23 protein-coding genes are annotated in these 21,085 nt (G+C 36.8%); 19 read left to right on the top strand and 4 right to left on the bottom strand.

Going from position 1 to position 21,085, the window contains the following annotated elements; translation table 11 throughout:
- Positions 1-4 precede the first annotated feature (4 nt).
- The 6 genes from BW724_RS14090 to coaD all read left to right on the top strand — a co-directional run bounded on the left by BW724_RS14090 (position 5) and on the right by coaD (position 5,489).
- The gene (locus tag BW724_RS14090; RefSeq protein ID WP_088075827.1) at positions 5-1,657 is read left to right on the top strand and encodes a DNA repair helicase XPB; all 1,653 of its coding nucleotides are present in this window, start codon (positions 5-7) and stop codon (positions 1,655-1,657) included.
- The gene (locus BW724_RS14085) at positions 1,654-3,207 is read left to right on the top strand and encodes a hypothetical protein (RefSeq protein ID WP_088075826.1); all 1,554 of its coding nucleotides are present in this window, start codon (positions 1,654-1,656) and stop codon (positions 3,205-3,207) included. The genes BW724_RS14090 and BW724_RS14085 overlap by 4 nt, the downstream gene beginning before the upstream one ends.
- 74 nt (positions 3,208-3,281) lie before the next feature.
- Entirely contained in the window at positions 3,282-3,725 is a 444-nt protein-coding gene (locus BW724_RS14080) for a YlbF/YmcA family competence regulator (RefSeq protein ID WP_088075825.1), read from the top strand.
- A gap of 68 nt (positions 3,726-3,793) precedes the next feature.
- Complete coding sequence (locus tag BW724_RS14075) at positions 3,794-4,072, top strand: YlbG family protein (protein WP_088075824.1); 279 nt, start codon at positions 3,794-3,796, stop codon at positions 4,070-4,072.
- Positions 4,073-4,437: 365 nt separating this feature from the next.
- Entirely contained in the window at positions 4,438-4,998 is a 561-nt protein-coding gene (gene rsmD, locus BW724_RS14070; protein ID WP_088075823.1) for a 16S rRNA (guanine(966)-N(2))-methyltransferase RsmD, read from the top strand.
- 2 nt (positions 4,999-5,000) lie between these two features.
- Positions 5,001-5,489, top strand: a complete 489-nt coding sequence (gene coaD, locus BW724_RS14065; RefSeq protein WP_088075822.1) for a pantetheine-phosphate adenylyltransferase — start codon at positions 5,001-5,003, stop codon at positions 5,487-5,489.
- Positions 5,490-5,555: 66 nt separating this feature from the next.
- Here coaD and ylbJ read toward each other — a convergent pair whose 3' ends face one another.
- Positions 5,556-6,779, bottom strand: coding sequence for a sporulation integral membrane protein YlbJ (ylbJ, locus tag BW724_RS14060; protein ID WP_088075821.1), 1,224 nt, complete (start codon positions 6,777-6,779; stop codon positions 5,556-5,558).
- Between the two features lie 112 nt (positions 6,780-6,891).
- Between ylbJ and BW724_RS14055 the strand changes: the two genes are divergently transcribed.
- A complete protein-coding gene (locus tag BW724_RS14055) occupies positions 6,892-7,680 on the top strand; it encodes a patatin-like phospholipase family protein (RefSeq protein ID WP_088075820.1) in 789 nt (262 codons plus the stop codon).
- Positions 7,673-8,728 (top strand): YlbL family protein, encoded by a 1,056-nt coding sequence (locus BW724_RS14050; protein WP_088075819.1) that lies wholly within the window; start codon positions 7,673-7,675, stop codon positions 8,726-8,728. Before BW724_RS14055 ends, BW724_RS14050 begins: the two co-directional genes overlap by 8 nt.
- A gap of 164 nt (positions 8,729-8,892) precedes the next feature.
- On the opposite strand, the gene BW724_RS14045 is transcribed toward BW724_RS14050, so the two are convergent.
- Together BW724_RS14045 and BW724_RS14040 are read right to left on the bottom strand one after the other, a co-directional pair.
- A complete protein-coding gene (locus BW724_RS14045) occupies positions 8,893-9,198 on the bottom strand; it encodes a transposase (RefSeq protein WP_088075818.1) in 306 nt (101 codons plus the stop codon).
- A 113-nt stretch (positions 9,199-9,311) separates the two neighbouring features.
- Positions 9,312-10,553 carry a nucleotidyltransferase gene (locus tag BW724_RS14040; RefSeq protein WP_088075817.1) on the bottom strand — a complete coding sequence of 414 codons (1,242 nt, stop codon included), beginning with the start codon at positions 10,551-10,553 and terminating at the stop codon, positions 9,312-9,314.
- A 261-nt stretch (positions 10,554-10,814) separates the two neighbouring features.
- Between BW724_RS14040 and BW724_RS14035 the strand changes: the two genes are divergently transcribed.
- The 4 genes from BW724_RS14035 to BW724_RS24370 all read left to right on the top strand — a co-directional run bounded on the left by BW724_RS14035 (position 10,815) and on the right by BW724_RS24370 (position 13,068).
- Positions 10,815-11,324 (top strand): YceD family protein, encoded by a 510-nt coding sequence (locus BW724_RS14035; protein ID WP_088075816.1) that lies wholly within the window; start codon positions 10,815-10,817, stop codon positions 11,322-11,324.
- Positions 11,325-11,380: 56 nt separating this feature from the next.
- On the top strand, positions 11,381-11,554 hold the full coding sequence (gene rpmF, locus BW724_RS14030) for a 50S ribosomal protein L32 (RefSeq protein WP_088075815.1): 174 nt from the start codon (positions 11,381-11,383) through the stop codon (positions 11,552-11,554).
- Between the two features lie 56 nt (positions 11,555-11,610).
- A complete protein-coding gene (locus tag BW724_RS14025; RefSeq protein ID WP_088075814.1) occupies positions 11,611-12,360 on the top strand; it encodes an enoyl-CoA hydratase/isomerase family protein in 750 nt (249 codons plus the stop codon).
- 150 nt (positions 12,361-12,510) lie between these two features.
- Positions 12,511-13,068, top strand: coding sequence for an RsfA family transcriptional regulator (locus BW724_RS24370; protein WP_419178077.1), 558 nt, complete (start codon positions 12,511-12,513; stop codon positions 13,066-13,068).
- 68 nt (positions 13,069-13,136) lie between these two features.
- Here BW724_RS24370 and BW724_RS14015 read toward each other — a convergent pair whose 3' ends face one another.
- Positions 13,137-13,616, bottom strand: coding sequence for an N-acetyltransferase (locus tag BW724_RS14015; protein ID WP_088075812.1), 480 nt, complete (start codon positions 13,614-13,616; stop codon positions 13,137-13,139).
- Positions 13,617-13,782: 166 nt separating this feature from the next.
- Here BW724_RS14015 and BW724_RS14010 point away from each other — a divergent pair, with 166 nt between their 5' ends.
- The 7 genes from BW724_RS14010 (at position 13,783) to BW724_RS13980 (ending at position 21,065) form a co-directional block, all read left to right on the top strand.
- Positions 13,783-14,676, top strand: coding sequence for a ketopantoate reductase family protein (locus BW724_RS14010; protein ID WP_088075811.1), 894 nt, complete (start codon positions 13,783-13,785; stop codon positions 14,674-14,676).
- Positions 14,669-15,064 (top strand): DUF3397 domain-containing protein, encoded by a 396-nt coding sequence (locus BW724_RS14005; protein ID WP_088075810.1) that lies wholly within the window; start codon positions 14,669-14,671, stop codon positions 15,062-15,064. Before BW724_RS14010 ends, BW724_RS14005 begins: the two co-directional genes overlap by 8 nt.
- A gap of 83 nt (positions 15,065-15,147) precedes the next feature.
- Positions 15,148-16,785 carry a bacillithiol biosynthesis cysteine-adding enzyme BshC gene (bshC, locus tag BW724_RS14000; protein WP_088075809.1) on the top strand — a complete coding sequence of 546 codons (1,638 nt, stop codon included), beginning with the start codon at positions 15,148-15,150 and terminating at the stop codon, positions 16,783-16,785.
- Between the two features lie 271 nt (positions 16,786-17,056).
- Entirely contained in the window at positions 17,057-17,488 is a 432-nt protein-coding gene (gene mraZ / locus BW724_RS13995) for a division/cell wall cluster transcriptional repressor MraZ (protein WP_088075808.1), read from the top strand.
- A 32-nt stretch (positions 17,489-17,520) separates the two neighbouring features.
- On the top strand, positions 17,521-18,462 hold the full coding sequence (gene rsmH, locus BW724_RS13990) for a 16S rRNA (cytosine(1402)-N(4))-methyltransferase RsmH (protein ID WP_088075807.1): 942 nt from the start codon (positions 17,521-17,523) through the stop codon (positions 18,460-18,462).
- Between the two features lie 15 nt (positions 18,463-18,477).
- Positions 18,478-18,846 carry a cell division protein FtsL gene (gene ftsL, locus BW724_RS13985; protein ID WP_088075806.1) on the top strand — a complete coding sequence of 123 codons (369 nt, stop codon included), beginning with the start codon at positions 18,478-18,480 and terminating at the stop codon, positions 18,844-18,846.
- Positions 18,847-18,869: 23 nt separating this feature from the next.
- A complete protein-coding gene (locus BW724_RS13980; RefSeq protein ID WP_088075805.1) occupies positions 18,870-21,065 on the top strand; it encodes a penicillin-binding protein in 2,196 nt (731 codons plus the stop codon).
- Positions 21,066-21,085 lie beyond the last annotated feature (20 nt).

Genomic DNA, 21,085 nt, shown 5'->3' with positions numbered 1-21,085 from the left:
ATTAATGATGAATACTCAGCGACAAAATGTCTTAATTATTCAAGATGATGGTCAAATTTTCTTTCGCTCACATCACCCAGAAGCTAAAATTGTACAACCTTTCCTAAGTCAGTTTGCTCAACTTATTAAAAGTCCTTCTGATATACATATGTATCACCTGTCTCCTTTTTCCGTGTGGTATGCATTTAGTTTAGGGGTTAAGGTTAATGAAATAAAGTCCTTCTTAGAAAACTTTTCTGGTGCACCTTTACCTGATGTAGTAGAAAAGAAATTAGAAACATGGGCAAGGAATTCAGAGGTATTTAAGATGGTGAATGATTCGGAGGTAGGCCCTTGTTTGTTCTCTAAAGAGAAGGGACTGATATATGAATTGTTAGAAGTTGATCTAGAAAATATAAGGCAAGATAGATCTGGAGAGTACCTTGTGATCTCCATGAAAGAGCGGGGAGCATTAAAGCAGCAACTGATGCAAAAAGGTTATCCTGTGACAGACCTTCTTGGATATGATGAAGGAAATCGACTTTCTATGTCACTTACTGATAGTGTGTCGTTGAGACCTTATCAGAAAGAGGCAGTAGCATCATTTTTGGAACCAAAGTCAGACGCTGGAAATGGATTTATTATACTGCCTTGTGGTTCTGGAAAAACAATTGTTGGTCTTGGAATTATGAACGAGATAAAAGAAGATACATTGGTCATTGTGCCGAATGACACTGCGGTCCAACAGTGGTATCGAGAAATAGTAGAAAAAACTTCACTGACTAAAAATGAAGTAGGTATATATACAAGTGAAGCAAAAATAGTAAAACCAGTTACAATTACAACGTATCAAATGCTTACTTACCGCCATCCAGACAAGAATTATTTCCCACATTTTCGCTTATTTGACGAAAGGTCTTGGGGATTAGTTATTTATGATGAGGTTCATCTTCTCCCTGCCCCTTTATTTCGAATTACCTCCAATCTCCAAGGGAAACGCCGAGTCGGACTTACTGCAACATTTGTTAGGGAAGATGGCAAAGAAGGGGATATCTATAGTTTAATTGGACCTAAACGTTACGAAGTGGGAATGAAGGTTTTGGAAAACAATGGTTGGATATCTCAGCCAAAATGTATTGAAATTAAAGTACCTTTACGTGAAAAACAATGGGAGAAATATTTACATTTATCTAAAAGAGAACAATTTCGTTTTGCAAGTGAAAATAAGGAAAAAATTCTTATCTTAGATGAGTTGCTTAAAAAGCACCAAGGTCAGAAAATACTAGTTATTGGTCAATATTTGACACAGTTGAAGCAAATTGCTTCTATTTTTCATTTACCACTCATTACTGGAGAAACGAGTAAAAGTGAAAGACAAGAATTATACGATTCCTTTCGAAAGGGTGAAATAGAGACGATTGTATTAAGCCGTGTGGCGAATATGGCAGTAGACCTACCTGATGCTCAAGTTGCAATTCAAGTATCTGGTACATTCGGTTCAAGGCAGGAAGAGGCTCAGAGGATTGGTAGGTTGCTTCGACTAAAAGAAGGAAATCAAGGAGTTCTCTTTTATACGTTAGTAACATCAATGACAAGGGAAGAAGAATTATCTTCCCATAGGCAGCTCTTTATGCAAGAACAAGGCTATTCATATGAATGGGAGGAATGGTCGTCGTGATACTGCGTACATTAAATAAATATTTAGCCATAAAAAAAGATACGAGGGATCTTTATGATTCTTACAATAAGTTATCAAAGGAAGATAATAAGATATTAATGAAACTAACCCTTAATCCTTCTCGTAATAAAAAGGAACTGGATCGTTGGGGAGTAGAAGCTTTTGGACCGTTTAATTACTATCAGTCCTTAAAAAAAATTCATGATGCGGGGCTCCTTTATTTAGGGCGTATTGGGAATAAACCTCCAGCTTACCTTTTACCAAGGGAAATTGATGCAGTTGTTACTGAAGATTTACTAACAGAAGAAGATGAGCAACAAAACCACTCGGATTCCTATTATTTTAGCCTTTCTCATTTTTTTCAAGAATTCTTGTTACAAATAAATTACTATATCCAAGGGGAAGGTAATACCACTTTTTTAGATGAAAACCAAGATCAAGATACCAAAAAAGCTTTAAGCTCTATTGTTTCTGAGATATTTTGCAATGGGACAAGTTACGTTAGTTGGATGGTTGACAATAGTCTTGACAATTTGCTAGAAAGTGTATTCTTACGTTTTGTTCAGAAATATATTCTAGATGAAGTCGATTATAGTAACTTTAAGAATATGAAGAGTTGGTTTTATGGTAGGCCTATTACAGAGTCTCATTTTAGCGGTTTTCAGGAGCAGAAAGTTATATGGGAAAGGATTCAATCCTGCTCTGTATTTAAGGAGTGTAAGGAAGAGCTAGGGATATTGGAATTAATAAATCAACACGGTAATATTGAAGCCATTCATTTACAATCTAAAGAGTGGCTCTTACCGAGGTATAACGATCCTGCTTTTTTATATCGAGCATGTATATTTTCTGAAATAATAGGTACTGGACAAACAATGCATGTTACCTTAACGGAAAAGAGTGTTCAGAATGGAAAGAAACATGCAACGCTCAATGATTGGAGTAATTTGACTAAAGACTTGTCTTTAGTACAGGAAGACAAAGAAGCACTTTGGTGGCTTGGGAGAAGGCCAATTATAAAGCATGGCACCTTCATTTTTTATGAGATTAAAGTTCCTTCATTACTTAATCAATTATTCAAGGAAGCTTTAAAGATGTTGTCTGAATATGATATTTTTAAAGTGGAGACAGGCGTTTTAATCTCCTCTTATAAAATCAAAGAGTGGGAGGAGTTTTTGGATTCTGTTAATTTTCCACTGAAAGAATATACAGCTGAAGATGAAATAGACAAAGAACAGACCGTTACCATGAAATTTACAGCAATTGAAGTGCCGGAGGAATGGGAACAAATAAATAACCTTCCCCCAATAAACTTTCAATTAATGTCCTATAGGGAAAACATGAAGGCTAGATTAATAAGGCAAAGTCAAGCGCTGAAACTACCTGTAATTTATGAAAACACGAATGGTGATAAACAAAAAGTTGAAATTAAGACCCTTTCTTTTCAAGGTGAGAAGTCTATTATGAAGACTTTCAATGGCGAGGAAGTTGATTTATTGGATGTTAAGCGTTTGGCGATTTTGGACCCATCAAAAGAGCTATCTAAATAATCATGGGCTCAATGAGAAAACAAGATTTCAGTATAATGGTCTTTCGTGTTATAATATGCGTTGGAGGTGAAGAGATGGTTACAACAATGACTAATGTTGACGTTCTCCAACAAGCATATGATTTCGGTGAGATAGTGACTTCATCAGAAATTTTTCATAAATATATAGATGCAAAAAGATCTTTAACCGTTAATAATGAAGCACAATTACTTATAAAGGAATTTACAGTAATAAAAGAAAAGTACGAGGAAGTACAAAGGTTTGGAAAGTATCATCCTGACTTTTCAAAAGTTACAAAAGATGTTCGTGAAATGAAGCGAAAGGTAGATACCCACCCTGTCGTGGTTGATTTCAAAAAGACAGAAGATGATCTGCATCAACTTCTCGTAGAGGTAAGCCAGATTATAGCTAATGCCGTTTCATCACAGATAAAAGTGCCGACTGGGAATCCATTTTTTGATACAGCAACGAGCTGTAGTGGAGGATGCGGATCTGGTGGTAGCTGTGGCTGTAAATAAGGGAATTGCCTAAAATTTAGGTTCATGGTAGACTTATCATCAAACCGTGGAATAGGAGTACAAATATTATGGTAGGAAATCGAGTGGGACTAGCTGTTTGGGTACAATCACTAAAGCAAGTTAAGCAGTTAAGACGTTTCGGAAACATCCATTACGTTTCCCGGAAGATGAAGTATGTCGTCATGTATTGTGATGGAGAAAAAGTGGAAGAAACGATGGAGAAACTGCAATCGTTCCATTTTGTTAAAGAAGTTTCCATTTCAATGCGTCCATGGCTGAAGACAGAATTTGAAAATTCTGTGGCTGATGAAAAGGAAAAGGAATTTGATTATAAAATGGGAATTTAACAATGATCTCAAAGGGCTATGTCATAGTCTTTTGGGATTTTTTGTTTTATTATAAAAAAACCCGCAGATTTTCATCTGCGGGCTGCCTTATGGTAAGTTAATAGAAAAGACGAAGGACCTTTTCCTAAACCTACCAAGGCTATGGGAGAGGAGAAACCGGAGGAAGAACTTATGGGGAAACGTAAGCCTTCTCCGCGGTTGTCAGCAACATACATTTATGTTGCTACTCCTATTATGGACGAGTAAACGGAGATTATACGTCAACAAAAAGAGTTAGAATCTTTAGACGTTTTTTATTTTAGATTTAAAACATTTTATGGTAGGATATGAAGGCGTAATGTATTAAATAGAATTAGGTGAGAATGATGAGAGTGATTAGTGGAAATCAAAAAGGTCTTCCATTAAAGGCCGTTCCAGGACAATCTACAAGACCAACAACTGATAAGGTGAAAGAATCTATATTTAATATGGTAGGTCCGTATTTCGAAGGTGGTTTAATGCTTGATTTATATGGGGGGAGTGGATCGATTGCTATTGAGGCTTTAAGTCGAGGAATGGATCAGGCGATCATTGTGGACCGTGATAAAAAAGCTATCGAAACAATCTACTCCAATTTGAAGTTTTGCAAACTTCTTGAAAGGGCAGAGGTATTTCGTGCTGAATCTTCAAGGGCCCTAAAGGCATTGCAAAAAAATGATCGAAAGTTAGATTTTATTTTCCTCGATCCACCATATAAAAAGCATCGATTACAAGAAGAAATTACATTTATAGATGAATACCATTTACTTACGGATACTGGTGTCATTGTCGTAGAATCAGATGCATTGGTTAATTTAGAAGATACATATGGTAATTTAAAAATGATCAAGTTTGAACAGTATGGAGATACGAAAATAAGTATTTTCGAGAAAGATGGGAGGGGTTAGAAATGGGTAGTATCGCAGTTTGTCCTGGTAGCTTCGATCCTGTTACATTAGGACATTTAGATATTATTACAAGGGGAGCCAAAGTTTTCGATAAAGTCATCGTAGCAGTTTTAAATAATAGAAATAAAAGTCCGTTATTTACAGTAGAGGAGAGACTAGACCTTCTACGACAAACGACGTCAGACTTAAAGAATGTAGAAGTAGACAGTTTTGACGGCTTATTAATTGATTATGTTAAAAATAAAAACGCAAATGCTATTATAAAGGGACTACGAGCAGTTTCAGATTTTGAATATGAATTACAAATGGCTTCTATTAATAGAAATCTCAATGAAGATGTGGAAACATTTTTTATGATGACAAATAATAAGTACTCCTATTTAAGCTCTAGTATTGTAAAAGAAGTGGCTAAATATCATGCACCTGTAAGCGATTTAGTACCTGGTATTGTGGAGGAAGCTCTGAAGAAAAAATTTAATTTTCCTGCTTAATATCTAACACACAAAAAAGGTGTCACAGCGTTTGATGGCGCTGTAGACTCCTTTTTTTAAACTAATCTAATTTTGTAGTGTCTTGCTTTTCATTGGCAATAACAGTATCCATACAGATAAACCTATTATCGTAATGAAACTACCCCAGTTTAATAAAAACTCATACATATTGTGAAAAACAGTAACATTCACATTTTGAAAAGCAGGTACAACAGCTTCTGTCGTTGATGAGTCAGTACTATCGATATAGAGCCAATCAAAGATGAAATATGTTAATATCGCTGCAACAAATCCGTGAAAACATCGGGCAAAGAAAAAAGGTCTAAATCGTATATCAGTTTCTGATAAAATGCTTGCTACTTGTGCTTGAACACTTAATCCATTGAAGGCTAGGATAAAGCTAGTAACGATCGCTTTTTCTATGAGGCTGGTTTCTTGTGTCTGGCTGACTAAATCACTACCTATTGTGATTTCAAATATCCCTTGTATAATGGCAGGACTTAATTCATTAGGCATCTGAATCATACTTAGTACAATGGATATTACGAAACTTACAATTGCTGTAATGTGAATAATGTCAAGAATCTCATTAAGGACTGAAAAGAGTATGATAAAGCCTCCGATCATCAGGAGCGTCTGAATAGCAGAGTGTACGGCATCGCCCATCAATTTACCAAGGGGGCGGTCATCACTTAATCTTTCTTCATGCATAGACTTTATGGCATACTTGAAAGAGAACTCTTGTCCTTTGTTTGAATAAGTTGGCGTTTCATTTCCATAAAAGCGCATTGCCAGACCTACAATAATATTTCCCACATAATGAGCTGCGGCTAAAACAATTCCTAATGCTGGGTCATGAAAAAATCCCACAGATATAGCACCGAAGATGAACAATGGATTAGACGCATTCGTAAATGAAACAAGTCTTTCCCCTTCGATGGAGGAGATTTTACCTTCCTGACGTAATCTCGCAGTTAATTTTGCTCCTGCGGGAAAACCAGAAGCTAAACCCATGGCCCATACAAAACTTCCTGATCCAGGTACTCGAAAGAGAGGACGCATAATGGGTTCAAAAAGTGCACCAATAAAAGACACCACACCAAATCGAATGAGAAACTCAGATAATATAAAAAAAGGCAGTAATGAAGGGAAAACCACATCCCACCACATCGTAAGTCCGCGGACTGATGCGTCGTAGGCTTCCTTCGGGAATATCATAAATGATATGGCTAAAAAAGTAGTTGTTGTTCCAAATAAGATTGTCTTGAGGATTGAAGAGTCCCTTTTCATTGATGTTCTCCTTTTCCAACTAGAATCATAAACTTGTCCTCTTTCAAATATACGTTAATAAAGAAAGATTAGACCAAATTTCGGGGTTGGACAGTAAAGGGAGTGGGAAGGTATGGAGCCAAAGATAGGAGTGGCGCTAGGTTCTGGTGGTTCAAAGGGGTTTGCTCATATTGGTTTATTAAAAGTGTTGGAAGAGGAAGGTATTAAGGTAGATTTTCTTTCAGGTAGTAGTATGGGAGCTTTAATAGGAACGTTATATGGTGCAGGTTATAAACCGAAAATGTTAGAAAAAATGGCAATGCAGTTTAGAAGAAAATATTTTCTTGATTTTACAGTTCCAAAAATGGGATTTATAAAAGGTGATAAGGCGAAGCAGCTTGTTCGTATGCTTGTTAAACATAAGAGATTGGAAGACCTACACCCCCCCGTTTCTGTTGTAGCAACAGATTTGATGAAAGGAGAAAAAGTGGTTTTTAACAAAGGGGATATTGCTAAAGCAGTTCGAGCAAGTATTGCAATTCCAGGAATTATTGTACCTGAAACGATCGATGGAAAAATGTATGTGGACGGTGGAGTCATCGACCGAGTTCCTGTTTCTGTAGTAAAGGAGATGGGGGCAGACATTGTTATTGCAGTTGATGTATCATTTTTTAAAGAGGAACCAGAAATAGCGTCCATATATGATGTGATTATTCAAAGTATGGACATTATGGAGAAGGAAATGGTAAGGTATCGAGAGATTGAAGCAGATATAATGTTACGTCCCATTTTAAAAAATATAAATAGTACGGAATTTACAAATGTTGATGATATAATTCAACAAGGGGAGATGGCAGCAAGAAAAATAATAACCCCTTTGCAAGAAAGGATACAATCTTGGAAGGAGAACAATCATGAGTGATAGGAAAAAAAGTAATAATAAAAGCTTTATTCGCTGGGGCATTTTAATCATAGTACTTCTTTTTATTAACTATTATCATCTACCTTATTACTTCACAATACCAGGAGATGCAAAAGTTCTAACAGAAGTCATTGAAGTAGAGGATGCCTATGATTATGAAGGCACATTTATGTTAACGACGGTTAGAATGGGGAAGGCAAATGTAGTGAACTATGTCTGGTCCATGTTTAGTGACCAAAGAGAAATAATACCTGAACATCACATCCGTCCAGAAGGGGAAACGGACGAAGAATATCAGGAACGGCAAATGATGGCGATGGCCGACTCACAAGACTGGGCTATTTACGTAGCTTATAATCATGCTGGTAAGACAGCATACTTTGAAAATGGTGGTGTATTTTTTAATTCCATTATTTCTGGGATGGATGCTGAAAAGAAGCTAATAGTTGGTGACCGAATCATCGAAGTTAATGGGGAGGAAATCATTGGACCTCAAAAGCTTCTAAACATGGTTAGTCAATATAGTATTGGAGAAAGTGTGCCATTAACTATTGAAAGAGATGGGAATATTGAAGAATTAGAAGTAGAGATTCAGCCATTTCCGAGTGAATTAGGACAAGATGGTGGTGGAATGGGGATTTCTACCTTATATAGTGATCCAGAGATTAATTTAATTTATGAACCGAGAGTGGATATTGATACAGCAAAAATAGGGGGGCCTTCTGCAGGACTGATGTTCTCATTAGAGATATTTAACCAACTTCATGAAGTAGACATTACAAGAGGATATCATATAGCTGGAACAGGTACAGTCGATGAAGAAGGAACGGTTGGTCGAATTGGTGGTGTAAATCAAAAAGTCATCGCTTCTCATAATGCTGGTGCAGATTACTTCCTTGCACCAAATGAGGGGGGAGCGGACGATTCGAATTATCAACTGGCCGTTGAAACTGCAAATTCAATTGGAACTGACATGGAAATCGTGCCAATAGATACGTTTGTGGAGGCACTTGAATTTCTAAATCAGCTTCCCTTAAAAAAGGAATGAAAAATATTTGAGGAGGCTGTCCCAAAAGGTCATTGAAAATGACTTTAGAGGGAAAGCCTCTCTATTTATTTTGTTTTTTACTGTTTAATCTAAACTAAAGTATAGTAGCGGGTTAAATTACCCCACCTTTTTATCTTTAGTTTTAGTGCTCTTTGATTTTTGTTTTACACATGGGTTTCCCATTTAAGGAAATTATGAGCAATACTAAGAAGACCCCATTCCAGTGTTGTTGTGAAAAGGCCCCTTAATGTAAATCGATCGAATTCACGGTTGTGTTTTATATGATCGAAAACTGGCTCTACATCGCATTTTCTTCGTCGATATAGTTTATCTCCCTTTTCTGTGGCCAGTAAATACCATGTGTTTTTCCATTGATAAGAATAACTCGAAGAGAGACAGGCGGCGACTCCAGCGGGAAAAGCAATAGCTGAAGATCCCGCAGGGTGGTTTTCCCGAGGAAGTTGAAGCATTGCCCGCGGAAAGCGTCCGCCTATAGTGGTTCGAGTACTCTAATATAGTAAATACCAGTAAACAGAGAGAGGCTGCACAAAAGTTGATACTTTTGGGACAGCCTCCTCTTAGGTTATTCATTGGTAAATACATTCTTTTCTTTATTGAATTGGATAGGTATACCTTTGATTTCTTCCGTTAATCCATACTTTTTTATATATGGCAGGGCATGTATTTGAGCTGATAATGTGTCTCTTTGTAATACGGGATGCTCCATTTGCATCGCCCGAGTGATGAGTGGAATACTTAATGAGTTTTTTATGGAAGACAAGTAGTCACGCCCTTCAGTGGACATTCCAAGAATCCGGATATATGGTGGAGACAGTGGTTCACAATATTTCTCCATAAATGCTTTTGTCGTATTCATTAAGATGTGAACGAACAGGCGCTGTAATCTTGTCCACGTATAACGTTTTGTCTTAACTTTTTCCATAAAATGATGGAATGAATGTGTTTGAAAAATGTATTTTTTTAAGCGGTGCTCTAAGCCTTCTTCACATTCATAAATCTGACATAATGTCTCACTTGTCTCCGTCATAATTTTATACTGAAGTAAAGGGAAATAATGCTCCCAATGTGCAAAATCTCCAATGAGCTTCATATGCTCCAGTAGCTCTTCAGTAGAGGCTTTAGGTAGGTTAGCTTCGACCCTTTCAATAGGCTCACCTTTTTCAATTAGTTCATGACGAATTGCGGTAGCACTTGCAATTTTATTTGACAAGGATTTTTCGTGATAACCAGACTTTTCACGAGTTATAGTATAAGCCTTAATAGAGGAGGCTCTCTTTTTAATAGACTTAACATATTGATAGCCAAGGATATTATTCGGCTTTGTTAAATCGATCGTGTTTGAACTGGAATCTTGATAGTAGTCATCAAATGCCTCCGAAAAAGCTTTTGGATAGCTTAAACCTCTTTTTACATACTGTTTTACTAATAAATCAAGCTCATGCTCATGTTCAGTTACCTTCTCAACAGTCTGTTGAAATGCGTCAATTTCACCAGATTCACTTCCGAAACAAAGCTTATTTACTCCTAACGTATCTAGAAGGCTTACAGCTCCGTCTGAAAATGTTTCAGCTTTTTGGGTAGAATAGATATAGGGCAATTCAATAACTAAGTCTACGCCATTTTTTAATGCCATTTTTGTCCGTCTCCACTTATCTGTTAGTGCTGGTTCGCCTCTTTGAAGAAAGGAGCCACTCATAACAGCAATCGTGATATCTGCTTTTGTTTTTTCTTGAGAGGCTCTTAAGTGATGAAGGTGGCCTAAGTGAAATGGATTATACTCCACGACAATACCAAGAATATTCAAAAAATGTCACTCCTTTCTTGGCCTATGTTTTATTCTCTACTATTGATCATTTTAAACAGAAATTGGGAAAAATAACATAGGATCTTTTAAAATTTGATATTTTATATCATTTGTTTTATGGTAATCAGTAGGTATTTTAAAAAAAATGGCTTTTTCTCTCTTGATCAAGGCTACTTTCTCTTTTAATCTTGTAAAGAAATTACCTTGACAAACGAAAAAACGAAAGCTATAATTACATTTGTTGTCTTGAGGTGAAAACCTATGAAATGGTCGGTTCAACAGTTGTTACCTTTTAAAGAAAAAGGTCTTCATATTGATGAATCAGTAAATTTAAGTGAACTAAAAGAAATAGACCGTGAAATCCGTGATATTTCACCTGTTCGAGTTACTGGAGATGCTTATTTCTCAAAACAAGCGATCACTTTTCGCCTTGTTATATCGGGAACGATGACTCTCCCGTGTGCCCGAACGTTAAATGATGTGGATTATCCTTTCACTATAGAAGCAACTGAAATATTTCAGTTAGATGAATGGGCCACCTTCGATGAAGAAGACGAAGTTCATGAAGTGAAGGAAAATACGGTCGATTTGTTCCCTTACGTAAAAGAACGTATTTTATTGGAAAAACCGATGCAAGTCTTTAGTGATAAAGACGAAGGTCCTGCCCCAGCCACTGGTCATGGATGGGAGTTGAAGGATGAATCGGACGAGGAAGATAATAAAATTGATCCTCGATTAAAGGATTTACAAAAGTTTTTTGATGAAAAATAACATGAAACTGATTAATGTCAGCATGTTTTTGAATGATCTCCAAGGAGGTGGGACTCATGGCAGTACCTTTTAGAAGAACTAGTAAGACGAAGAAAAGAATGCGCCGTACACACATTAAACTTCGTGTACCTGGTATGGTAAAATGTCCTAACTGTGGTGAAATGAAACTTTCACACCGTGTTTGTAAAGAGTGTGGCTCTTACAAAGGCGAGGACGTTGTAAACAAATAAGGTATTAAAACAGAGAGGATACCCTCTCTGTTTTTTTATGGTTAAGGAGGAGTCTTATGGAACAGAAAGTTATTGGTAGATATCGATCTTCGAACGTGGCAGAAATTATTCTTAATCGTCCTCAAAAACGAAATGCCGTTGATTATGATGTGATCCAATTAATGAGTAATTATTTAGATGAATTTAGTAAAGACAAAAATATAACAGTACTCCTTATCCGGGGAGAAGGGGAAGGATTTTGTTCAGGTGGAGATTTGCAAGCTTTCCACCAATTGAAGACTGCAAAAGAGGCAATGACCATGTTGGAACCTATGTGCAAAGTTTTAAAGAAAATTGTTGCGTTTCCAGCTATAACAGTAGCTTATTTAAATGGTACAGCAGTTGGTGGTGGGGCTGAATTGGCAGCATCTACTGATTTTTGCCTATCAAAGGAAACAAGTAAAGTTGGTTTTATACAAGGTAAGCTACAAATTACAACCGGGTGGGGTGGAACTAACTTATTATGTAGGCGGGTAGGTGCACAAAAGGCCATGAAAATGTTAGCAACTGGAAAAGTTTATGGAGCACAGGAAGCTTTCAAACTAGACTTTGTTCATGACATTGTCCCTAAGTTAACTGAGGTGGACAAATGGAATGAAGATTGGTTGAGTCCAGATGTTGTGAGAATGTACAAGAAAAATTTATATTTAAAAGAAGACTTAGAGAAACTGTTTCTATCAATGGATCAAGAAGTAGAGGCTTGTGCTAGTCTCTGGGAGAAGGAGGAGCACCATCTAGCAGTGCAACAATTTCTCCAGCGGAAATAGGATAATCCCTCCTATTCTTAAACTCTAGATGGAAGTTGATTAGTGGAAAATTATATTAGTTATGAGATAGCTTCATACTAATTCTAGACAAAATAAGTCTATCTTATCTACTAATTGCATACATATAAGGTGAAAAAAGAAGAAGGAGGGATCGATTCGTTGGTAAGACAAGATGCTTGGAATCAAGATGAAGATTTACTATTAGCTGAAGTTGTTTTAAGACATATACGGGAAGGTAGTACACAATTATCTGCATTTGAGGAAGTAGGTGAAAAATTATCCCGTACACCTGCTGCCTGTGGCTTCAGATGGAACTCCTCAATACGTAAGAAGTATGAGTCAGCAATCCAATTAGCTAAGAAGCAACGTAAGCAACTGAAACTGAAAGATATTGAGTCTGATGGTGGTCCTACTCAGATTACTCTAGACTCAGACTTGCAGGTTGACACAGACAATCCACTAGTAGAAACAATAGATGAGATGGTGGAGTGGCTTTTAGAAAAGAAAAGAGAAATTAATGAAAACGGTCATAATAATGGGCATGCTTCAGAAGAGTTTAAAGTTCTAGTGGAAAAGAATGCTCAATTAGAAAATGAGTTATCACGTCTAAGGCATGAGTACGAGATTGTGAAAAATGATTATCAGCTAATGATTAACGTAATGGAAAGGGCTACGAAGCGTAACGAAAATACGCTCTCTTCAAAATAAACAAGGCTGGGATTATGTCCCAGCCTCGATTTTTGTATAGTCGTTTTAAAAGCTTAAATTTTTATAAATTAATTATTTTCCTGCTCGGATACACCCTCTGGAAACCAGACATAAGGATTTTCCCCACGGTCCCTCTCTGTTTGATAAGTGAGGGGTTCGAAGCCCATTTTTTCCCAGAAGCTATCTGAACGTTGGCGAGCATTTGTTTTTACAGGAAGGCCAAGGCTCTTTGCAAAATTTACTAAACTGTTTCCAATACCTTTTCCTTGGTATCCTGGTAATACTTCTAATTTCCAAAGTTCATAATAGTCTTGAGGTGGATCGAAGTAACGATCGAATTTCTTATCGATTTTATATAAACTCATTCGTCCCACTAATTTATTACCAAAATAAACTCCGTAAAAAGGTGACTCACTATCGTTTTCTATAATATTGGCTTCTAAATCCTCTTTCATTGATAATTCCTGTTGTCCATACTCTCGGAAATTTTCAAATTCCTCTAACGTTTTAAAATTCACATGTAAACGTACCACATCATGCATTTCCATTTCCTCTCCCCCCAGTAACATCAATGATATTCTTGAATTATCTATATATTATTATAATTTAAAAAAGAATAAAAAGAAAACGATTAATTCTTCATCAATTAATACTTTATTCGACATTTTTTATGCTAAAATAAGGTAATGACAGGAAATGTCTTGAGGTGATCTTGTGAAAATAACGATTATTGGCGGTGGTGCAGTAGGGTTACTTACTTCTGGCTATTTAACGGAGCTAGGTCATGAAGTGGACCTTATTACTAAGACCGAGGAACAGGCATCACTTATTCATAAACATGGTGTAACTATTAAGAGAAAAGGTATAGAACGCAGCTATAAGGTAAGAGTAACGAGTTTTCAGAATAATCTTTCTCCAAATGCAGATTTGTACATCATTACCTTAAAACAATGGCATCTACATGACTTTTTTCTCCAATGGAATGGCACGAAACAACCAATACTCATGCTACAAAATGGAATGGGTCATATGGAAACTGCAATGGAATATCTAACTGAAAGTTCTTTGTATGCTGGTAGCGTCACTCATGGAGCGTTGAAAATAGATGAGGTTACGGTTGAACATACAGGTATCGGGGATATTGTAATTGGTCCATGGTTAAATAACTGTCCTCCTCTTGTTGATTTAATCGACGAAGTACACACTCATTTTCCTATCCATTATACGAATGATATTCAATACATATTGAAACGAAAGCTCTTGATCAATTTGGTGGTAAATCCATTAACTTGTATCTATCAAGTTAAAAACGGGGAATTGTTGAATAATCCATACTTTTATAAAAATGTGAGAGGCTTGTTTGAAGAAGGTATTCAAGTATTAGGGCTTGATGATTTGGAATGGGAAGTTGTAAAAAAGGTTATATCGCAAACGAGTGAAAATAAATCTTCCATGTTTAGGGATATGGAAAAGGGATTGCCGACCGAAGTGGAAGCAATTACTGGTTATGTGTTGAAGGTTGCTGAGCATAAGGGGATCAGTTTACCCCTTACAAGCTTCGTCCATAAGTCTATATTAGGATTAGAAAGGGGGAAATGTCATGAGTGAAGTATTTGTATTTATTGCAGCAACGTTAGTCACAGTACCTCTCCTAGGATTGTATCTTGTATACTTGGTTGCTGTTAAATCAACGCGTAACAAGCTATTTTCTATCAAACTTGCAGTTGATTGTACAACACTACTTTTTATGATAGCGGTATATTTTATCATCTTACAAATATGGAACTTAAGTCTTACATGGTTATTTATTTTGTTTTTCCTTTTATCCGGCATTATTTTTACATTTGTTCACTGGAAGTTGTATGAAGATATTAATATTCAAAAGGTTATGAAAGGTGTATGGCGTTTTCAATTTTTTGTTTTCTTTTTTTTGTATTTCGTTCTAATCTTCCTAGGTGTAATTGTAACTTACGCATCAGCAGCAGGAGGAAGATAGGCATTTTTTTGGTGAGGCCTTTGAAACTTTGCTATAATAATACGAGTATTTAATATCTATAGCTGGTGTGAAAGGTTGGTCCTATGAAATTATCTGCAAAGGATTTAAAGGATCCACAATCCTTTTTTAATAAATACGTAATGAATGATAGTACGGTAATGGAGTTTTATGATTATTCTATACATAAAGATGAGTATATAAGACGAGCTAATGAGCTTGCTAGTAGAGAATTTCAACGTACTAAATTAGTTGAAGCTTTAACGGCCTACAACAAAAAATTCACTAATTCTGATGCTACATTTTCACAAATAAATCGGTTGTTAAATGATCGATCGACGGTGATGGTTGGAGGGCAACAGGCAGGGATATTAACTGGCCCTATTTATACACCGACTAAAATCCTATCTATATTAAGTTACGCGAAGGATTTTGAAAATGAGCTTAAATCCCCAGTTGTCCCAATTTTTTGGTTAGCTGGAGAAGATCATGATATTGATGAAGTGAATCATACATATTTTCATGATGGGGATGGTATTAAAAGAATTCGAATTAGTGAAAGAAATGAGTTCAAGCAACCAGCTTCAGAAAGAAAGATTCCAAGAGAAGAAGCAAAAGGTTTAATTAAGGAGGCGTTTCTGGATCTTCAGGAAACGGTGCATACTCAAAGCCTATATGAATCTTTAATAAATGATTTAGACAGAGAGTTAACATATGTGGAATGGTGTGCATTAATTATACATCGCTTATTTAAAGATTCTGGTATCGTTCTTATGGACGCTGCAGATCCAGCGATACGCCAGATAGAAAAGCCGTATTTCACTCAACTTGTTAAGGGAAATGATAATCTCCGTACTGCTTTTTATGATGGAGCCAATCAATTTAAAAAAGCAGGTTTTGGTGAACCGATAGATATAAGAAAAGAGAATGCACATTTGTTTATACACGATAATGGGCAAAGATTCCTTTTAGAAAAGAGTGGACAATTATTCCAAGATAAAAACAGTGGTAGAGAGTGGTCAAAGGAAGAAATTCTTGATTCTCTTAGTGATAACCCGCTACTATTAAGTAATAATGTAGTGACTCGTCCAATCATGCAAGATATGTTACTACCTGTTATTGGTTTTGTAGCAGGACCAGGTGAACTGAAGTATTGGGGGACACTCAAAAATTCGTTCCATATTTTTAATATGAACATGCCACCTGTTCTACCAAGACTTCATTTGTCTTTTATCTCAAGAAAGGTAGAAAAGAATCTTAAGTGGGTAAATTTACCCCCAGATGAAGCGATGTTAGGTGAATTGGTATCGTTAAAACGTCAGTGGGTAAAAGATAATAAAGACTTGTCTGTACAAAAGAGCTTTAAAAAAGCTTATAAGGAAATGGAAGAAGTTATTTCTCAACTTTCAGAATCTATGCAGAACCTTGGACAAGATGCGCAAAAAGTACATCAACGACAAGGTGATTTGATTAGAAATCAGTTTTTACAATATGAAAAGAAAGTGGAGAAATTATCACTGGCAAAACTTTCTGATGGTATCCGTAGATTTGAAGAAATTGAGGCAGAACTGCTGCCGAATGGGAATTGGCAGGAGCGTGTCTTAAATGTATTCCCTTTCTTGAATGCATATGGGTCAGATCTCTATATAAGAGTTTTGCGAGAGTTGAGCAGTGGTGATAATAGTAAAGATTTAATTGGAAAGCATTTGTATGTTTATCTTTAAAATAGGTAAAAATTTTTTTAGTATAAGAGGCTGTCCCAAATGGGCAGTCTCATTTTTTATGCCTTCCCCCCACCCTTCCCCCACTTACTCCACTTAGGGATTTATCTTAAAAAAGATTGGAAAACGCTGATATATAAAGGATTGTTACGAGTTACTTGGTTACATGAGAAAAATAGTACGAAAGAATATTAAAAAAAATTAAAACAAAAGTGGTGAAAAGTGGGGGGATGTGGTAAATTAGTGTTATAAAGTGGAGGAGAGGGTGGAGTCTATGTTCATGGGAGAATATCATCATACAATTGATGAAAAAGGCAGGATGATCATCCCAGCTAAATTCCGTGAAGAATTAGGCCCAAACTTCGTCGTCACTAGAGGGATGGACAAATGTTTATTTGTTTATCCTGAAGAAGAATGGAGACAATTAGAACAAAAGCTTAAAACACTTCCATTTACAAAAAAAGATGCCCGTGCGTTTACTCGGTTTTTCTTCTCAGGTGCTACAGAGTGTGAACTAGATAAACAAGGAAGGGTTAATATAGCCCAGACGCTACGATCCTATGCCATCCTTGAGAAGGAGTGCGTTGTAATCGGTGTTTCTAACCGGGTTGAAATTTGGAGTAAAAGTATTTGGGAGGAATATTTTGCAGAGTCTGAAGAGTCTTTTGCTGAAATTGCGGAGGGTATCGTAGACTTTGAACTATAAGCACATGAGCAGCGTAGAGGAGGTCTCATTCTTTGGAAAAGCAGTTTGAACATGAAACGGTATTAAAAAACGAAACAGTAAATGGCCTAAACATTAAAGAGGACGGTATATATGTAGACTGTACTCTTGGTGGTGGAGGTCACAGTGAACAAATTCTCCGACAATTAAGCGAAAAGGGAAGATTAATTGCTTTTGATCAGGATGAAATAGCATTAGAGCATGCGAAGAACCGCCTAAAAGGTTTTTCAGGAAAAGTAACATTTGTACACAGCAATTTTCAGCATTTAAAACAGGAACTCCGAAATATTGGTATTAGTGAAGTAAATGGGTTCGTGTTTGACTTAGGTGTTTCATCGCCACAGTTTGATGAGCCGGAACGGGGATTCAGTTACCGTTTTGATGCACCATTGGACATGAGGATGGACCGAAGCCAGTCGTTAACTGCTTTTGAGGTGATTAATCATTGGCAATTTGAAGAAATAGTTAAAATAATTGCCAGATATGGTGAGGAACGTTTTGCAAAACAAATTGCTAGAAAAATTGAGAAAGCTAGGGAAAAAAAACCAGTAGAAACAACCTTTGAGCTTGTAGAAATTATAAAGGACGCTATTCCTGCTCCAGCAAGGAGAAAAGGTGGTCACCCAGCAAAAAGGACCTTCCAAGCTTTTAGGATTGCTGTGAATAACGAGCTACAAGTTTTTGAGGAGGCACTTAATGATGCAATTGATATGACGGCATCTACAGGAAGAATTGCTGTCATTACATTTCATTCCCTAGAGGACCGTATTTGTAAACAAGTTTTTAAGCGTCGTAGTACACCACAAGAGTTACCCAAGGGTTTGCCTATTATTCCAGAAGGATTCGAAGGGGAACTTTCACTAGTAAATCGTAAACCAATCCTTGCTAGCGAGGAAGAATTAGAGAGTAATTCAAGAGCGCAATCGGCAAAACTCCGTATCGCTGAGAAAAAATAAAAGGAGGAATACACAATGAGTCCATTAGTAGAAAAACAGATTCTTCAACCGAATCACCAACAAAACCATAAGGAAAAAAGGGTAGTCAAGCAAAGTGTCTATAAATCACGTATCACTAAAGGGGAGAAGCTTTTCTATTTAACTGCTCTCATTGGTATTGTATTTGTCTTTTACCTAGTATTGTCAAATTACGCGTCTATTTATATGGCTAACCATCAAATACAACAGGCTGAATTACAAATTCAAGAACAGCAAAGTGTTAATGAAGGTCTAGGTTTACAGGTAATGGAGTTATCAGACCCTGAACGTATTTTAGACAAGGCGAAGGATATGGGAATGGTTTTGAGAGAGGAAAATGTGAGATATACTCATTCTAATGATTGATTTGCCTAAGGGGGATATTTTAGATGGGGAAGAAAAGTAAAGTCACAACAAGAGCAATGTTTATCTTAGTAGTCTTCCTCCTTGGAATGACAATTGCATTTTCGCGATTTGTTTACATACAAGCAGCAAAAGAGGTACAAGGTCATGATCTTCAGAATCTACTGGAGCGAAGATGGTCCCAGTCATACACACTTGAAGGTAAAAGGGGGACCATCTTTGATAGAAATGGTGACGCACTTGCAGAAGAAATTCCATCCTATACATTAGTTGCAATTTTGGATGATCGGTTTAGTGACTATGTGGAGGACCCTATTAACACTGCGAAAGAATTGAGTGCTGTATTAGATATAGATGTAGCTACAATCGAAGGTTTTTTAGTGAATGGGATTGAAGCTGGAAGAGTTCAAGTGGAAATGGGACCAAGGGCGAAATTTCTTAGTTTTGAAAAAAAAGAAGAAGTTATGGCGCTAGAATTACCTGGAATACAAATGAGAGAGGACCCGAGGCGTTTTTATCCAAAACAAACTTTTGCCTCTCACATTATTGGTTATACAGAACGTGACATGTCTACTGCTAGAATGGGTCTAGAAAGTAGTTTAAATGAATATCTTCAAGAAGAGAATGGTAGAATCTCCTATCAAAAGGATGGACGGAATCGTCGGTTGACGAATGCAAACGAAGTAATTGAACCACCTAAGAATGGAGATAGTGTATTTTTAACATTAGATACAAGGATACAAATGACAATTGAGCAAACAATGAATCAGGTGGAAGAAGAATATGATCCAGAACGGATGATGGCCATAGTTGCTAATGCCAAGACTGGTGAAATTCTTGGAATGGCGAATCGTCCAACTTTCAACCCTAATCAATATGAATCGATAGAGAATTATTCGAATTTTAATGTTCAATCTAGATTTGAGCCAGGTTCAACGATGAAGATTTTTAGTTTAGCTGCCGCTATAGAAGAAGGTGTCTATAATGGCCAAGAATATTTTCAGTCAGGGTCAATTCAAGTTGGTCCCCATACAATTCGTGACCACAATCGTGCTGGGTGGGGACAGATAACGTTTGATGAAGGTTTTCAGCGTTCATCTAACGTTGCATTTACCATATTGGCACTGGAGCGATTAGGTGGCGATACTTTTTATGATTATATTCAATCTTTCGGATTCGATGAGCCAACAGGGATAGATCTACCAAATGAAGTGAACAGTATGATCGCAAGGGGGAGCCGTAGTGATATTGCTGCAACTTCATTTGGACAAGGTACCGCAGTTACACCTATTCAATTGGTGCAAGCTTCAACCGCTATTGCTAATGGTGGAAAAATGATGCAACCATATATTATCGATCGAATTGTTAATGATGACGAAAATGAAATAGTTCTAGAAAACAAACCACAAGTAGTAAATGAGCCAATCTCAGAGTCTACTGCTAAAGAAGTACTAAATCTAATGGAGACAGTTGTTTCCTCAGAGGTTGGTACTGGACGAGGTTTCGCAATAGATGGCTTTGATGTTGCTGGAAAAACTGGTACGGCAGAAATAGTTGGCCCTGATGGAAGATATATGTCTGGACACGGAAATTTTATCTATTCTTTTATAGGGATGGCACCTGCTGAGGATCCTGAAGTAATTGTATACGTGGCAATTGATCGACCTAAACTAGCTGATGATGAGGCAGGGTCAATTCCCGTTTCAATGATATTTAAGTCAGTGATGAAGCAAAGTCTACAATATTTGAATATTGCACCTACAGATGAAAACGGAGAGAGAGAACGGAGAGATTTTGAGATTGAAGACTATTCTGAAGCAATGGTGACAGATGTTCAGTCACACCTTGTATCAGAAGGCTTGGAAGTAGTTGTTCTTGGTAACGGGAAAAAAGTGACAGATCAATACCCATCAAGTGGAATCGGTGTATATCCAGGGGAAAAAGTCCTATTGATGACAGATGGGGAAGAATTGTACATGCCTGATTTTACAGATTGGTCACTAAGACAAATATATGGTTTTCAAGAATTAACAGGTGTGGATATTGACATTCATGGGAATGGATTTGGTAGAGATCAAATGCCGAGTCCAGCTACTGATATCTCCAAAGTAGACGTTGTTCGTGTAACTTTACTGCCTCCAGGAGAGGTTCTAGAAGAAGAGGTCATTGAAGACGCAGAATCAAGTGAATTGAATGACGATGAAGATTTTTTTATAGACTAGCTATGTATAAAATCTAATGG

The organism is Litchfieldia alkalitelluris (assembly GCF_002153425.1).
Classification (GTDB): Bacteria; Bacillota; Bacilli; order Bacillales; family Salisediminibacteriaceae; genus Evansella; species Evansella alkalicola.
Note: the sequence above shows the minus strand (reverse complement) of the source record. Positions and strands in the feature narration are given on the sequence as shown.